This is a genomic window from Pantoea sp. (assembly GCF_032114055.1).
Classification (GTDB): domain Bacteria; phylum Pseudomonadota; class Gammaproteobacteria; order Enterobacterales; family Enterobacteriaceae; genus Pantoea.
In genome coordinates this window covers 636,920-652,489 of the sequence record NZ_DAMCTB010000001.1, presented here as the reverse complement: position 1 = coordinate 652,489, position 15,570 = coordinate 636,920, and the positions used below count along the sequence as shown (strand labels likewise).

The 15,570-nt window shown below is 57.5% G+C and carries 16 protein-coding genes and 1 tRNA gene; 7 read left to right on the top strand and 10 right to left on the bottom strand.

Features of this window, described 5'->3' with window-relative positions; genetic code table 11:
- Nucleotides 1–134 precede the first annotated feature (134 nt).
- Both RT657_RS03135 and agp read left to right on the top strand, forming a co-directional pair.
- A tRNA-Ser gene (locus RT657_RS03135) sits at nt 135–222 on the top strand.
- Nucleotides 223–490: 268 nt separating this feature from the next.
- Nucleotides 491–2,191: a bifunctional glucose-1-phosphatase/inositol phosphatase gene (gene agp / locus RT657_RS03130; RefSeq protein WP_313652432.1), complete on the top strand. Its 1,701-nt coding sequence runs from the start codon at nt 491–493 to the stop codon at nt 2,189–2,191.
- Between the two features lie 65 nt (nt 2,192–2,256).
- Here agp and RT657_RS03125 read toward each other — a convergent pair whose 3' ends face one another.
- The 3 genes from RT657_RS03125 to wrbA are packed head-to-tail and all read right to left on the bottom strand — an operon-like array spanning nt 2,257 to nt 4,535.
- Nucleotides 2,257–3,630: an NAD-dependent succinate-semialdehyde dehydrogenase gene (locus RT657_RS03125; protein WP_313652431.1), complete on the bottom strand. Its 1,374-nt coding sequence runs from the start codon at nt 3,628–3,630 to the stop codon at nt 2,257–2,259.
- A 54-nt stretch (nt 3,631–3,684) separates the two neighbouring features.
- Nucleotides 3,685–3,915 carry a YccJ family protein gene (locus RT657_RS03120; RefSeq protein WP_128084432.1) on the bottom strand — a complete coding sequence of 77 codons (231 nt, stop codon included), beginning with the start codon at nt 3,913–3,915 and terminating at the stop codon, nt 3,685–3,687.
- Nucleotides 3,916–3,935: 20 nt separating this feature from the next.
- A complete protein-coding gene (gene wrbA / locus RT657_RS03115; protein ID WP_313652429.1) occupies nt 3,936–4,535 on the bottom strand; it encodes an NAD(P)H:quinone oxidoreductase in 600 nt (199 codons plus the stop codon).
- A 299-nt stretch (nt 4,536–4,834) separates the two neighbouring features.
- Between wrbA and RT657_RS03110 the strand changes: the two genes are divergently transcribed.
- Complete coding sequence (locus RT657_RS03110; RefSeq protein ID WP_111138563.1) at nt 4,835–5,008, top strand: general stress protein; 174 nt, start codon at nt 4,835–4,837, stop codon at nt 5,006–5,008.
- 96 nt (nt 5,009–5,104) lie between these two features.
- The gene (locus RT657_RS03105) at nt 5,105–6,019 is read left to right on the top strand and encodes a DMT family transporter (protein ID WP_313652428.1); all 915 of its coding nucleotides are present in this window, start codon (nt 5,105–5,107) and stop codon (nt 6,017–6,019) included.
- Here RT657_RS03105 and rutG read toward each other — a convergent pair whose 3' ends face one another.
- The 6 genes from rutG to rutA are packed head-to-tail and all read right to left on the bottom strand — an operon-like array spanning nt 6,020 to nt 10,955.
- Nucleotides 6,020–7,348 carry a pyrimidine utilization transport protein G gene (gene rutG / locus RT657_RS03100; RefSeq protein ID WP_313652427.1) on the bottom strand — a complete coding sequence of 443 codons (1,329 nt, stop codon included), beginning with the start codon at nt 7,346–7,348 and terminating at the stop codon, nt 6,020–6,022.
- Nucleotides 7,349–7,393: 45 nt separating this feature from the next.
- The gene (gene rutF, locus RT657_RS03095; protein WP_313652426.1) at nt 7,394–7,909 is read right to left on the bottom strand and encodes an NADH-dependent FMN reductase RutF; all 516 of its coding nucleotides are present in this window, start codon (nt 7,907–7,909) and stop codon (nt 7,394–7,396) included.
- A 10-nt stretch (nt 7,910–7,919) separates the two neighbouring features.
- Nucleotides 7,920–8,735 carry a pyrimidine utilization protein D gene (rutD, locus tag RT657_RS03090; RefSeq protein WP_313652425.1) on the bottom strand — a complete coding sequence of 272 codons (816 nt, stop codon included), beginning with the start codon at nt 8,733–8,735 and terminating at the stop codon, nt 7,920–7,922.
- Nucleotides 8,735–9,130, bottom strand: coding sequence for a pyrimidine utilization protein C (gene rutC / locus RT657_RS03085; protein WP_313652424.1), 396 nt, complete (start codon nt 9,128–9,130; stop codon nt 8,735–8,737). The genes rutD and rutC overlap by 1 nt, the downstream gene beginning before the upstream one ends.
- A 20-nt stretch (nt 9,131–9,150) precedes the next feature.
- Entirely contained in the window at nt 9,151–9,864 is a 714-nt protein-coding gene (gene rutB, locus RT657_RS03080; protein WP_313652701.1) for a pyrimidine utilization protein B, read from the bottom strand.
- Nucleotides 9,864–10,955, bottom strand: a complete 1,092-nt coding sequence (gene rutA, locus RT657_RS03075; protein ID WP_313652423.1) for a pyrimidine utilization protein A — start codon at nt 10,953–10,955, stop codon at nt 9,864–9,866. Before rutA ends, rutB begins: the two co-directional genes overlap by 1 nt.
- Nucleotides 10,956–11,261: 306 nt before the next feature.
- Between rutA and rutR the strand changes: the two genes are divergently transcribed.
- Nucleotides 11,262–11,897, top strand: a complete 636-nt coding sequence (gene rutR, locus RT657_RS03070; RefSeq protein WP_313652422.1) for an HTH-type transcriptional regulator RutR — start codon at nt 11,262–11,264, stop codon at nt 11,895–11,897.
- Between the two features lie 35 nt (nt 11,898–11,932).
- Nucleotides 11,933–12,907 (top strand): metal-dependent hydrolase, encoded by a 975-nt coding sequence (locus tag RT657_RS03065; protein WP_313652421.1) that lies wholly within the window; start codon nt 11,933–11,935, stop codon nt 12,905–12,907.
- A 46-nt stretch (nt 12,908–12,953) separates the two neighbouring features.
- Here RT657_RS03065 and cycA read toward each other — a convergent pair whose 3' ends face one another.
- Nucleotides 12,954–14,348, bottom strand: coding sequence for a D-serine/D-alanine/glycine transporter (gene cycA, locus RT657_RS03060; protein ID WP_313652420.1), 1,395 nt, complete (start codon nt 14,346–14,348; stop codon nt 12,954–12,956).
- 285 nt (nt 14,349–14,633) lie between these two features.
- Here cycA and RT657_RS03055 point away from each other — a divergent pair, with 285 nt between their 5' ends.
- On the top strand, nt 14,634–15,329 hold the full coding sequence (locus RT657_RS03055; RefSeq protein WP_313652419.1) for an extensin family protein: 696 nt from the start codon (nt 14,634–14,636) through the stop codon (nt 15,327–15,329).
- Nucleotides 15,330–15,570 lie beyond the last annotated feature (241 nt).

The following is a 15,570-nucleotide window of genomic DNA, read 5'->3' as shown; positions in this document are numbered from 1 at the left end:
TTGAAAACCGCCGATGGGAAACCATCCGAGAGTTCGAATCTCTCCTCCTCCGCCACTTTATCTTCCCTGTATCATCAGCGGACCGTAAAGTGGCAGAATCTGACGATTTTGCCGATGCAGTAAAGTTTTAAAACGGAGGGGTGGCCGAGTGGCTTAAGGCAGCGGTCTTGAAAACCGCCGATGGGAAACCATCCGAGAGTTCGAATCTCTCCTCCTCCGCCAGATTTTACAGGCCAGCACGCAGTGCTGGCCTGTTTCGTTTCTGCCCTCCCCAGACGCATTCCTTGCCAAAAATCGGACTGGTCTCCCGGATGCACCACCGCACACGCCTTTCTCCGTTGTATCTCTGCTATAGTCCACTCACTGTTTTTGCAAACATCTGGCGCTTTTCTGAGGCGAGCTGAGTTACACTGTTGATTACATCGCTCTGAAGCGCGCTAATCGGTTGATAGCCAGAGTGTTTCTTTACTGAATGAATGGAATAGGCACAATGATCAATAAACTGAGTCTTTGCGCAGTGTCAGTACTCGCTGCATTGCCGGTCGGTACAGTAGCCCTGGCGGCTGACAGTAATATGCAGCTCCAGCAGGTGCTGATGTTAAGTCGCCACAATCTGCGCGCACCGCTGGCGGACAATGGCAGCGTGCTGGAACAGTCGACGAAAAAAAGCTGGCCGCAGTGGGACGTTCCCGGCGGACAACTGACCACCAAAGGTGGCGTGCTGGAAGTCTACATGGGTAACTACACCCGTCAGTGGCTGGCACAGCAGGGACTGGTGAAAAACGGCAGCTGTCCGGACAGCAATAACATTTTTGTGTATGCCAACAGCCTGCAGCGCACCGTGGCGACCGCCCAGTTCTTTGTTAATGGTGCTTTCCCTGGCTGTGATGTCGCCGTCACCCATCAGGATCAAATGGGCACCATGGATCCTATCTTCAATCCGGTCATCACCGACGGCAGTGAGGCATTCAACAAAAAAGCGCTGGCTGCGATGGCTGCCGCGAATGAGAAACTGTCGCTGAAGCCCGCCTTCCAGCGCCTGGAAAAGATTGTCGATTACAAAGCCTCACCGGCCTGTAATAACAAAAAGTCGTGTGATTTAAGCAGCGGTCAGAACACCTTCAGCGCAGAAAACGGCAAAGAGCCGAACGTCAGTGGCCCGCTGAAAGTGGGTAACTCATTAATGGATGCCTTTACGCTGCAATACTATGAAGGGTTCCCGCTGGATCAGGTGGCATGGGGCCAGATCAAGACGCCTGAGCAGTGGAAAGCGCTGTCGGCCATCAAAAATGGCTATCAGGATGCGCTGTTCACCAGCCCGGATGTGTCCCGTGAAGTCGCCGCGCCGCTGGTGGATTATATCCGCAGCCAATTAGTGGATCAGGACAAAGCCAACGCGCCGAAAGTGACGCTGATGGTAGGGCATGATTCCAATATCGCCTCGCTGCTGAGTGCGCTACAGGTCAAACCTTATGAGCTGCCGGATACCTACGAAAAAACGCCAATTGGCGGTCAGGTGGTATTTGAGCGCTGGCATGATGCGAAAAACGACAAAGATCTGCTCAAGGTGGAGTATGTTTATCAGAGCGCCGACCAGCTGCGTAATGCTGATGTGCTGAGCCTGAAGAATCCGCCGAAGCGTGTCACGCTGCAGCTGGCGGGTTGTGAAACTGATGCAAACGGCTATTGCAGCTGGGATCAGTTCGCTCAGGTGCTGAATAGCGCGCTGCAGGGAACCCCAATGCAGCCTGCAGCAGCGCCACAACCGGCAGCGGCTGTGAAGTCTGATGACAGTGCGGAGGCGGCAGCAACCCAGGATGCGGCGGCGGATAAGGCGCAGACAGATAAAGCCGCAGCAGTGAAAGAGAAGTCTGATGCTGATAAAGCGGCTGCAGAGAAAGCCAAAACCGACAAAGCGGCAGCGGATAAAGCGGCGGCTGAGAAGGCGAAAGCGGACAAAGCAGCGGCGGACAAAGCAGCAGCTGAAAAAGCGAAAGCGGACAAGGCGGCAGCAGAGAAAGCGGCAGCTGAAAAGGAAAAAGCAGACAAAGCGGCTGCTGAAAAAGCGAAAGCTGATAAGGCACCGACGGAAGCCGCAGGCAGTGATAAAGCGGACAATGTTAACGCTGCGAACGCGCCTGCCGCTGCGAACAAGGACGAATTTAAACCGGCGGCCGTGGCGACACAGTAATCGTCTACGCCTGCCAATACTAAAAAACCCCGTCGAGACGGGGTTTTTTTATGGCACCGGAACGGTTATCCCGCCACCACCACCAGCTTCTGGTTTGCGAACTCTTTGATGCCCAGATCGGACAGTTCACGGCCATAGCCAGAACGTTTCACTCCGCCGAAGGGCAGTTCCGCTGAGGTATCACTCTGCGAGTTGATAAAGACCATGCCGGTTTCGATGGCAGACGCCAGCTGACGACCACGTGCAGTGTCGCGGGTCCAGACAGAGCCCCCCAGACCATAGTGAGAGTCGTTCGCCAGCGCGACGGCAGCCTGATCATTACCTACCACATAAACCTGCGCAACCGGGCCAAAAAACTCCTGGTAGTAGGCCGGATTATCCGGGGTAATGCCGGTGAGGATTGTCGGCTGATAATAGCAGCCCACGCCTTCAACCGCTTTGCCGCCGGTCAGTACTTTTGCGCCACTGGCGACAGCTTCATCGACCTGTTTCACCAAGCGGTCACGCGCATCGGCAGACGAGAGGGGCCCGAGTGTGGTCTTTTCATCCAGCGGATCGCCCAGCGTCGCAGAACTCAGCGCAGCGCTGAACTGACTGATGAACTGATCGGCAATCTTCTCATGCAGAATAAAGCGCTTGGCGGCAGTGCAGACCTGGCCGCAGTTACTGAGACGCGCCTGTACTCCCTGACGTACTGCTTCATCAAGATCCGCATCATCCAGCACCACAAAGACATCGTTGCCGCCCAGTTCCAGCGTCGACTTCTTAAGATACTTGCCCGCCTGCTCAGCGACGGCGCTGCCGGCACGTTCCGACCCGGTCAGCGCCACCCCCTGCACCCGATCGTCGGCGATCAGATCGGCGACCTGCTCATTCGAGATGAACAGATTGGTCCAGGCACCTTCTGGCGCACCGGCTTCACGCACCAGTTTCTCAAAAACATCGGCGCAGTGCGGCACGATATTGGCATGTTTGGCCAGCACCGGGTTACCCAGCGCGAGATTTGGCGCGAGCACGCGCATCAACTGATAATAAGGGAAATTCCACGGCTCGACGGCCACCAGAACGCCAATCGGATGATATTCGACCCAGGCTTCGCCCAGTGCGCTGGGATAGGCTTCCGGTTGCAGAATGCGTTCGGCATTTTCGGCGTAATAACGGGCGATCTGCGAGCAGATCTTCACTTCACCGCGGCTCTGACCGATCAGCTTGCCCATCTCTTTACTGGCAATCGTCGCCAGTTCTTCCGCACGGCTATCAATCAGGTCAGCCAGTTTTTGCAGAACCTGCAGGCGCGGCTGAATATCACCTTTACTCCATGAGGAATGAAACAGGCGATCGGCCACGTCCAGCGCATGACTGACGGCGTCGGCGTCGTGTGAAGGCCAGCTTTTCAGCAACTGGTTGTTTGCGGGATTAATGCTTTGATAGGAAGACATCGCGTTCTCCTTGGTGCGCTAAAGCGAGGAGGGCGGGAAAGTCCCGCCCCTGAATCAGACGTTTTTGCGCTCGACGGGCTTATCATCCCAGGTCAGCAGATCTTTATCGGTTTTTTTAAAGGCACGGATCAGAACGTCATCGCTGCCCTGCTGACGCCAGATCTCTTCCGCCAGCCGTTCATCGTAGTCAGCCACTTCGAAAATGGCCTCAGCAATTTCCGGGGAGGTATGGCGCAGACTGGCCCATTCGCCGACGTGATGTGCTTTTGATTGTTCAGTAGACATACTTTTCTCCTTTAATGAAATCAGCCCTTAAGTTTGACAGTCAGTCCGGCAACATGCTCACCCTGGAAACGGGCGATGTTGAGTTCCGCTTCGGTCGGCTGACGCGAACCATCGCCGCCCGCCAGCGTCGTCGCGCCGTAAGGCGTGCCGCCGCGAACCTCAGAGATATCGAACAGCTCTTTAGTGCCATAACCGATAGGCACAATCACCATGCCGTGATGCGCCAGGGTGGTCCAGACGGAGGTGATGGTCTGTTCCTGGCCACCGCCGGTACCGGTAGAGGTAAAGACGCTGGCCACCTTGCCGTAAAGCGCACCTGAAGCCCAGAGACCGCCTGTGCGATCCCAGAACGTGCGCATCTGGCCGGACATATTGCCAAAGCGGGTAGGGGTACCAACGATAATTGCGTCATAGTGCGGCAGAACGTCAGGCGTCGCTTCTGCGGCCTGCTGATCGGTTTTGCCGCCCACCTTTGCGAAGCGATCGGCCTCCATCGTTTCTGGTACCCGCAGGATATCCACTTCCGCGCCGGGAACCCGACGAGCGCCTTCTGCAACCGCGTTCGCCATCGTTTCAACATGTCCGTACATCGAGTAGTAAAGCACCAGAATTCTGGCCATAGATCTCTCCGGGTGGTTTTAACGTGCAGAAAAAGTATAGAAGAGCTTTTGTTATATGGGTGAGACGGGGGAATGGAGACAGACCAGGCGGGCAATAATTCAGCAGCTAATCGATTGTTTAACGGCAGAATATGCGCTTTTTAATCAAATTTATGGTGTTTAGTCTGTTGCTAAATGTGACTGTCAGCGGGGCGCAAGCAAAAAATGGCTAATATTTAAGCATGGGCCGGGGTTGTAATCGGCGCTTCAGCCCTCTGGGTTTTATTCTTATTTATCGCACTACGCGACAGGAGCAGATCATGGCCACACATCGTGGAGGTTCAGGCAATTTTGCCGAAAATCGTGAACGGGCCGCAGAAGCAGGACGTAAAGGCGGAAAAAATAGCGGCGGCAATTTTAAGAACGATCCGGAGCGCGCCGCGCGTGCCGGGGAGAAAGGCGGTCGCAGCAGTCCTAAAAAAGCGGACGCCTGACCTCACTACGCCGCCGGGTGAGACCGGCGGTGAACGTCATTGCTTTTACCCCTGGCTCTCCTCACAATACTGTCCGGATACCCTATCAGGTGAATTATGTCGGACACATCCCGCGCGCTAACCCTGCGCCTGACGCGGCAGGAACTGGTGCTACTTTTTATCACGATGATCTGGGGCGGAACCTTTCTGGTGGTGCATCGCGCGATGCACTATTCGGGGCCGTTCTTCTTTGTCGGCCTCCGTTTTGCCACTGCCGCACTGCTGCTGGCGTTCTTTTTCCGGCGCTATCTGGCCGGCATCACCTGGCTGGAGGTCAGGGCAGGCGTACTGATTGGCCTGTCGATCGCTGGTGGCTACGGCTTGCAGACATGGGGTATGCAGACCATCTCCAGCAGCCAGTCAGCATTCCTGACCGCGCTCTATGTGCCGGTTGTGCCGCTGCTGCAGTGGCTGTTTCTGCGTCGGCCGCCCGGACTGATGTCGTGGCTGGGGATCACGCTAGCCTTTACCGGCCTGCTGCTGGTGGCCGGACCGCAGGATGGGCGTATCAGCCTGAACAGAGGGGAAGTGGCGACGCTGCTCAGTACCCTGGCGATCGCTGCCGAAATCATCTTGATCAGTCGTTATGCCGGTAGGGTGGATGTGCGTCGCGTCACGCTCATCCAGCTGGCGGTGGCTTCGCTGTGTGCCTTTGGGCTGATGATCCCCAATGGTGAAGGGATGCCTGAACTTTCTACGCCGTTGCTGCTCAGCGCACTCGGGCTGGGTGCCGCCAGCGCGCTGATTCAGGTAACGATGAACTGGGCGCAGCGCAGCGTTTCGCCGACCCGCGCGACGGTGATCTATGCCGGCGAACCGGTCTGGGCGGGCGTGGTGGGACGCATCGCGGGTGAGCGTCTGCCCGGGCTGGCGTTGCTGGGCGGGGCGCTGATTGTCTGCGGGGTAATCGTCAGCGAACTGCGTCTGAAACGGAAAAAGGCGGTGCAGCCTGCGGCCACACCGCTGGAATAGTCAGCTTTGCTGTCGCGCCAGCGGCTTATCCTGCTGCTGCGCAGTGCGACGACGCAACAGTGCGTTAAGGATAATTGCGCCAAAGGTGGCCGTGCCGATACCGCCCAGGGTAAAAGAGCCAATTTTCAGCGCGAAGTCGCCTGCGCCAAGCACCAGCGTAGTCGCCACCATAATCAGATGACTGTTCTGACCCAGATCGACATGGTTCTGCACCCAGATGCGTGCGCCCGCCACCGCAATCAGCCCGAACACCACAATAGAGGCACCACCAATGACGGGAGCCGGAATGGTGTGGATCAGTGCGCCAAACTTAGGCGAGAAACCAGCCAGAATGGCGATGACGGCGGCGGCGACAAACGCCAGCGTGGAGTAGACTTTGGTCACGGCCATCACCCCGATATTTTCGGCATAGGTGGTGACGCCGCTGCCGCCGACCGATCCGGAAAGCAGCGTCGCCAGACCGTCGCCCACAAAAGCGCGACCCATCCAGGGATCAAGATTCCGTCCGGTCATGCCCGCTACTGCTTTCAGGTGGCCAAGGTTTTCTGCCACCAGAATGATCGCTACCGGCGCGATCAGCACCATCGCCTGCAGATCAAAGGTCGGAGCGGTGGTGTGAGGCAGACCAAACCACGCGGCCTGCGACAGCAGGGTAAAGTCGACCGGTTTGCCGAGCCCCATAACGTTGGTCAGCAGCGCAAAGATCGCCCAGGCCAGAATCAGCCCGACCAGAATCAGAAGACGCTGAACCATCCCGCGGGTAAATACCGCCACCAGACCAATGCAGAGCACGGTCATCACTGCGACCCAGCTGTCAAACGCCGAGGCGGAGACGCTGTGCACCGCAATAGGTGCCAGATTCAGGCCAATCGCCATCACCACCGCGCCGGTCACGACCGGCGGCATCAGGTTTTCGATCCAGCGCGTACCGGACTTCATCACCACCAGCCCGATCAGAGTGTAGAGGAGGCCGCAGGCGATCACGCCGCCCAGCGCGACGCTGAGGTGAGGATTGAGCCCCTGGCCGCTGAAACCGGTGACCGCAATCACCACACCGACGAAGGCGGCGCTTGAACCCAGATAGCTGGGCACCCGGCCGCCGGTAATAAAGAAGAACAGCAGCGTACCTGCACCCGAAACCAGAATCGCCAGATTCGGATCCAGCCCCATCAGCAGCGGCATCAGCACCGTTGCACCAAACATCGCCACCGCATGCTGTAACCCCAGCACCAGCGTCTGCCCCAGCGGCAGTGTCTCATCCGGGGCGATAATACCGTTTTCTGTTAAAGCCGACTTCTTCTGCCATTGTGGAAACCAGGATTTTGCCATCGTCTACTCCAGAGCATCATAACTGCCGGTGGGTGCGGTAAAACGTTAACGGGCTTCCTGCCGCTTCAGGGGATGGTATCCCCGATCAAACCACGCCAGTCCGTGGTTATCCTCACTGTGAACCACGTCCACGACTTCGCAGAACAGCGTGTCATGCGTGCCGACGCTGACAATCTGGGTGATGCGGCAGTCAAAAGAGGCGATCGCGCCGCGTAGCACCGGCGAGCCGGTTACCGCCGCTGACCACTCTGCGGCGCTGAAGCGGTCAGCCATCGGCGTTTTGCCGCCGAACAGGCTGGAAAGGTCTTCATGACCCGCCGCCAGCGTGTTGACGCAGAGCTGCATATTTTCGCGAAACACCGGATAAACGGAGGCGGCGCGATTCAGGCAGACCAGCAGCGTCGGCGGCGAGTCCGTCACGCTGCACACGGCGGAGGCGGTAAACCCTGCGCGTCCGGCCGGGCCTTCGGTAGTAATGATGTTGACTGCGGCACCCAGCCGCGACATCGCATTGCGGAACGCCATCTTCTCAACGGCGGGGTTAAGGATATCCAGGCTCATAATTTTCTTCCTAAAAGGTGAGGGCGACGCGCCGCAGCGGCTGCACATCATCCGTCTGATCCAGCCACTGCAGCAGCAGGACATTGAAGTTTTCGGCGTCGGTGACACTCATGGCATGTCCGCCCCAGGCCATCCTCTGTTCGGTGGCGGCGGGCAGCGCCCCGGCCAGCGCCGCTGAGCAGCTCCAGGGCACCAGCAGGTCATCCTGACTGGCGATAACCAGCACCGGCTGCGTGATACGCTCAGCCTGTGTGCTGAAGTCGGTGTGCATCAGCGCATGCAGCCGCCGCATCAGGTTATGCTCGCCCTGAAAATGAGCAACGTGATGATGATCCTCCTGCTCCATTCGCGCCTGATGCTGTGCCATCCACTCCGCAGGATAGAGAAACAGCGGCTGCGCGCGGACAAAGGCCGCTACACCGCTGTTGAGCAGCAGCGCCTGGCGCGCCTCAAAGCAGCGGCGGGTATGAGGATGCAGCGCCAGCCAGCCATTAATGACCACGATCCGTTCGATGCGCGTCGGAAAATCCAGCGCCAGCTGCAGCCCGATCAGACCGCCCAGCGCATGACCGATCAGGCTGAAGCGCAGGATGTTGTGCTGCGCCAGCGCGTCGGCCAGCTCGGCTGCCATCATCGCCATACTGTAATCTTCCGGCAGACGTTCACTGCTGCGCCCGGTGCCGCGCTGGTCATAGAGTACGACCCGATAGCGTGCGGTCAGGGCCGCCAGCTGTGGCTGCCAGAATCCCGCCACGCCGCCCAGACCGGAAGCGAGCACCAGCGTTGGCGCATCGGGATCCTGCAGACCCAGAATATCCAGCTGCATCAGACCTCCGCGTGGCCGATGTGCGCCACGGAGGCGATCTCAATCAGCGCATCCGGCTTAACCAGTCCGCACTGAATACAAAAGCGGGCGGGCTTGTCGCCGGGAAAATAGTCGGCATAGATCTGGTTAACCGCCGCGTAGTTGGCCCAGTCAGTGATAAAGATCGAGTTAAAGGTCACATCCGCCAGGCTGCCGCCCGCGGTTTCAATGACTTTTTTAATGGTTTCCAGCACGTGGCGGGTCTGTGCTGCAGCATCCCCGACGTGCACCACGTTGTTCTCCGCATCGAACGGCAGCGTACCGGAGACATAGACCACTCCGTCCGCCAGCGTGCCTGGCACAAACGGCGCAATAGGGGTGGTGGTGCCTGGCGGCACGATAACGGTTTTCGGCATAGCGTCATCCTCGGGTTGAATTAGTGGGCATTCAGGCTTTCGCAGAACGTTTCGACATCCGAAACCCAGCCAAAAAAGGTTTCGATGTTGAACAGTGCGGCTTGCTGAGCCGACGGCGGCCCAGCCTGATATGTAGCGTCTTCCAGCACCACGCCGAAATACTCAAGGAAGAAGCCATCGCGCAGGGTCGACTCTACGCAGACGTTGGTGGCGATGCCGGTAAAGATCAGATGGCGGATGCCACGACTGCGCAGCATGCTGTCGAGTGGCGTGTTATAGAAGCCGCTGTAGCGCGATTTTGGCAGCACGATGTCACCCGGTTGCGGCACCAGTTCATCGACCAGCGCATAATCCCAGCCGCCTTTCGACAGCAGCGAGCCCTGCAGCTCGGGCCGCTTACGCATGGTTTTCAGCGCATTAGATTTGTGGAAGTTGGGCGAACCGGCGTCGCCCGCCTCCACATAGTCACTGTCCCAGCCATTCTGAAACCAGATAATCTGGACACCTGCCGCGCGGGCCGCCGTCACTGCCTGATGAATTTTTGCAATGACCGGCTTTGTCTCGGAGACATCGAAGCCCGCCAGATCGAGATAGCCGCCTTCAGTGGCATAGGCATTCTGCATATCCACGACAATCAGCGCCGACTGAGCAGGGGGAAAGGCGATTGCTTCAGGGCGTGCCGGCAGTTCCACCTGAGGAATATCCCTGATGTGCGCGCAGTAAACCGTCTTCATCACGCGACCTCCTTCTGTGCATCCAGCAGGGCACTGCGACAGGTCATCAATGGCTGAATATGCTGGCCGAAGTTTTCGATCCCCTGCAGGAAATCGTCAAACGTCAGCAGTACGCCGTGGGTGCCCTCTACCTGCGCCACCTCATCCAGCATCTTCGCCACGCTGGCCCAGGAGCCGACCAGCGTGCCCATATTGATATTGACAGCCGAGGTCGGATCCGCCATCTGGCGCACATTGGTATCGCTGCCTGATCGGGTGTCCTGCTGGCTTTGTGTCGTGAGCCAGGAGAGCGCCTCTTCGTCCGCACCGGCTTTGTAATATTCCCACTTTGCCCGCGCCTCTTCGTCGGTTTCCGCTGCGATGATCATAAACAGTACGTAAGAACCCACATCGCGGCCCGCTTTCTCTGCCGCCTGCTTCATGCGCACCGACGTTGCGCTGAATGCTGCTGGCGTGTTGACGCCTTTGCCGAAGCAGAAGTTATAGTCTGCGTGCTGCGCCGAGAAGGCCATGCCGGCATCACTTTGCCCGGCGCAGATCACCTTCATCGGACGCTGCGGTTGTGGACTGACGCGGCAGTCGTTCATGGTGAAGAATTCACCTTTAAAGTCTGAGCGGCCGGTGCCCCACAGGTCACGCAGCACTGTCACGTATTCGGTGAGATAGGCGTAGCGGCTGCTGAAGTACGCATCGCCGGGCCACATACCCATCTGCTCATATTCCGGCTTCTGCCAGCCAGTCACCAGATTGACGCCGAAACGCCCGCCCGAAATAGAGTCGATAGTGGAGGCCATGCGCGCCACGATCGCCGGGGGCAGCGTCAGGGTGGCAGCGGTGGCATAGATTTCAATGCGCGAGGTGACGGCCGCCAGGCCAGCCATCAGGGTGAATGACTCCAGATTGTGATCCCAGAATTCGGTTTTTCCGCCGAAGCCGCGCAGTTTGATCATCGAGAGCGCAAAATCGAAATGGTAATGCTCTGCTTTCAGCACAATCGCTTTGTTCAGTTCAAAGGTCGGCATGTACTGCGGCGCGTTGGACGAAATCAGCCAGCCATTGTTACCAATCGGAATAAAGACGCCTATCTTCATGTGAAACCTCGTTGCAATGGGGGAAAGGTGTTTCACGCGCGGCACTGCATCCTGCTACATCCCTGTGGGCTGCGCTCAGTCACAATTTTGCAAACTGTGTGCCACATTTTTTATTGTGATAAATAACAATAAGTTAAATTTAACCCGAAAGAGGTATGCAGACTGTCGGGTCCATTTCAGACCGTTTGGTCAAAAATCGCTGCACGTTTTGCATGCAGGCTGAGCAAAAAAGGTGCAGGCGGGCCGTTAGTCACATCTTCCGGCCTTTGCTATGATGCGCTGACACCAGATGGATGAGGTAAACCTGTGAAAACCGATGAAAAAAAGCCAACGCGTCGTTCGCGCGCCGTTGCAGCGAAGCGGGCCGCCATACTTGACGCGGCACTGACCTTCTTCTCTCAGTTTGGTATTCACGGCACCAGTCTCGACAAGGTGGCCGAGCTGGCCGACGTCTCCAAGACCAATCTGCTCTACTATTTTCCTTCTAAAGAAGCCCTCTATGTGGCGGTACTGAAGGAGATTCTGGATGTCTGGCTGGCCCCCCTGCGCGCGCTGACGCATGACCAGGATCCGCTGATGGCCATCCGGCACTACATCCGGCTGAAACTGGAAGTCTCGCGCGACCATCCGCAGGCATCACGGCTCTTCTGTCTGGAGATGCTGCAGAGCGCGCCGCTGCTGAAAGGGGAGCTGGCAGGCGATCTCAAGCAACTGGTGGATGACAAAGCGGCCATCATTGAACGCTGGATAGCTGAAGGGCGTCTGGCGGGCGTTCAGCCGCAGCATCTTATCTTTATGCTGTGGGCCACCACGCAGCACTATGCTGACTTTGCCACGCAGGTCGAGGCGGTAACCGGCCAGACACTTAGCGATCCGGCGTTTTTCGACCAGACTGTTGATAATGTGCAGCGCATGATCATTGAAGGTATTCGCGTGCGCTGAAACAGGCGCAATCATCGGGAGCAGGAGGGGAAAGCATGGATTCTGTGTCGCAGTTTGTGCTGGGTTCCGCAGTCAGTGTAACGGTAATGGGGCGTCGGGTCCCGGTCTGGCAGGCTGCGCTGGCAGGTGGCGTCTGCGGCACTCTGCCGGATCTGGATGTTTTTCTGGATCACGGTGATGCGATTCGCAACATGACCCTGCATCGCACAGAGAGTCATGCACTGCTCTGGCTTACACTTTTCTCTCCCGTGGTGGCCTGGCTGGTGGCGGGATTGTTTCGTCGTGGAGTGAAATGGCCGCAGTGGTGGCCCGCGATCTGGCTGGCGCTGATTACGCATCCGCTGCTGGATCTGATGACGGTATATGGCACTCAGCTGGGCCTTCCGCTGACCGATTATCCCTATGCGGTCGGCAGTATCTATATCGTCGATCCGCTCTATACGCTGCCGCTGCTTGCCGGTCTGGGTGTGGCGCTCTGGCGGCGCAGCGACAGCGGGTTGCGCGCAAACCGGATCGGACTCGCGCTGAGTACCCTCTATCTGGCGTGGAGTGTGGTCATTCAGGGCATTGCAGGCGGGCAGATTAACGATGCGCTGACGCAGCAGGGGATTCCGGCTGACCGGGTGCTGGTCACGCCCACCCCCTTTAACACACTGGTCTGGCGTGGCGTGGTGATGACGGCCGACCGCTATGGCGAGGTTTACTGGTCGCTGTTATCGCCGACGCGCCCATTGCAGGTGAAGTGGTATCCGCGACATCCCGAACTGTTTGACCGTTTCCGGGGTAACTGGCACGCAGAGCGTGTTGCCTGGTTCAGCCACGGCTTCTACGCCCTCCGCGAGCAACGTGGGCAAACGACGATAGCCGATCTGCGCATGGGGGAAGGGGAAGCCTATACCTTTACCTTCGGCCTTGGCACGGCGGCGCACCCCGATCCGCGACCGCAGCGTCTGCCTTATGAGCGTCCGCCCTTCACCGCCGTTTTCGCAGCGCTGGCGGAACGGCTGTAAAAAAAAGCCCGGTCAGATGACCGGGCTGATTTCACTGTGCTAAGAATCAGCGGCTGCGACGACGGCGTAGCATCCAGCCTGTGCCCAACAGGGCAAACCAGAGTGGCGTCACCATCAGCGCCTGACGCGTGTCGTCCTGCAGCGTCAGCAGCACCAGCACAAAGGCGAAGAAGGCCATACAGACCCAGCACATGAATTTGCCCAGCGGCATTTTAAACGCCGACTCCGCATGACGCTGCGGATGTTTCTTCCGGTAGGCCAGATAGCTACAGAGGATGATGGTCCAGACAAACATAAACAGAATGGCTGACACGGTCGTCACCAGGGTAAAGACCTTCATCACATCCGGGATCAGATAGATCAGCGCCACGCCCACCAGCAGGCAGAGGCAGGAGAAGAAGAGGCCGGTCGTGGGCACTGAACGGGCCGAGAGCCGGCCAAAAGCGCGGCTCGCCACACCCTGCTGAGACAGACCATAGAGCATACGGCTGGTGGAGAAAATGCCGCTGTTGGCTGAGGAAGCTGCCGAGGTCAGCACCACAAAGTTGACGATACTCGCCGCTGCAGGCAGGCCAATCAGGACAAACATTTCGACAAACGGACTGCGATCGGCCATGACCTGGGTCCACGGCGTTACCGCCATGATGACCATCAGCGCCAGCACGTAGAACATAATGACCCGCAATGGAATGGCATTAATCGCACGCGGTAAGACTTTATGCGGATCGTGCGTCTCTGCCGCCGCGGTGCCCACCAGCTCGATACCGACAAACGCAAAGACCGCAATCTGAAAGCCGGCAAAGAAGCCGCTGATGCCTTTCGGGAACAGACCGCCGTGCTCCCAGATATTGCTCAGAGCCGCCGTACCGCCGCCAGGCGAGGGGTAGTGAAGCGACACCAGCACGATGCCGGTGACGATCAGCGCCACAATGGCGACGATTTTAATGATCGCGAACCAGAACTCCATTTCGCCAAACAGTCTGACGGTGGCAATGTTCAGCGCCAGAAACACCACGACGCAGAGCAGGGCGCTCATCCAGATTGAAAAGCCCGGGAACCAGAGCTGAAAATAGGCGCTGATTGCGACCACGTCGGCAATGCCGGTCACAACCCAACAGAACCAGTAAGTCCAGCCCGTAAAATAACCCGCCCACGGGCCGAGCAGGTCAGCGGCAAAATCACTGAAGGACTTATATTCGAGGTTTGAGAGCAGTAACTCCCCCATCGCGCGCATCACAAAGAACAGCATAAAGCCGATGATCATATAGACGAAAATAATCGAGGGACCGGCCAGGCTGATCGTTTTTCCTGAGCCCATGAACAGGCCGGTACCGATCGCACCACCAATGGCAATGAGCTGGATGTGACGATTATGCAGATTACGCTGGAGCTTGTCGGGCGCCTCAAGTGCGCGTGTGGTTTCTTTTGATTGATCAACCATAGAATTGTCTTTCCTGTCTTGATGTTGTGTCAGCTCTGCTGGCTGTTAGTAAGCGCGTCTGCCCGGAGGCAAGTCGGCATAAGATAGAGGAAGAGGGCCTGAACCGGGTAACGCTTTTTTATCAATTGTGAAGCCTGTGGCCTCATGAGCACTATTAACAGGCGGTTCTGGTCACTCCTGCGTCAGTCTGCGTAATTATTCATCACGATGTGTCAGGCCCAGCGCGGAAAAGGAGATCTGCTTCTACACTTTTTGTCTGTTAATCATCATGCTGCGAAGGGATCTATGCGCACGCTTATCCTGTTTTTGCTGTTAATCGCACTGGGATGGGGCAGCTTACCCTGGCTTAAGCAGCATCTGCCGCCGCCGTTCAATCCCTTTACTCCGCTTTCTGTTACCGATCCGCCCGGATGGATGACACAGATGAAGATGAAACGACTTGCCGGTAATGCCAGCGCCTGTCTGGACGTCATGCGTCGGGCGCAACAGGCGGGCTGGGTCAGCTTCAGTGAGCGTCCCCCGATTACGGGAGAGTGCCCAATCAGTCATCCGCTGCGGATTCAGAAACTGGGGCCGGTCAGCCTGAGCAGCAGTTTTCTGGCGAGCTGCCCGATGGCAGTGGCCAGCACTATGTATGCGTTGCAAAGCCGTCAGCAGACGATCCGCGATATGCACAGTCCACTGGTCCGGATTAACCATGTGGGCAGCTATGCCTGCCGTAACATCTACCATCGCGCACAGGGACGGCGTAGCGAACATGCGACCGCCGATGCGCTGGATATTACGGGCTTTCAACTGGCGGATGGCCAGCAACTGGTTGTCAGTCGTCACTGGCAACAGCCGGCAGAGAAAGCAGCCATGCTGCATACGCTCTGGCGCGGAGGCTGTGCGGTCTTTGGTAATGCGCTCGGACCAGACTATAACGCCGCGCACGCCACCCATTTTCATCTGGGTATGCGTGGTACAGGCTATTGCCGCTAAATCTGAAAAGATCAAGGCCGTCATCAATCAGGCACTGACCGGACCAGTAGAAATACAACCGCTGAATAGGGGGCGTGCATCCTGCCTGACATCGCCTGTCTCTGAACACAAGTAAGCGTAAAATGCATTGTGGTTTTTTTAGTGCCAGTTAATTCAACAGTAATGTGTTGGCGGGCTAAACAAATTGATCAGATTTTCTGCATTTCTGACTCGTTACTTTAGCCAACTGAATGAAATTATT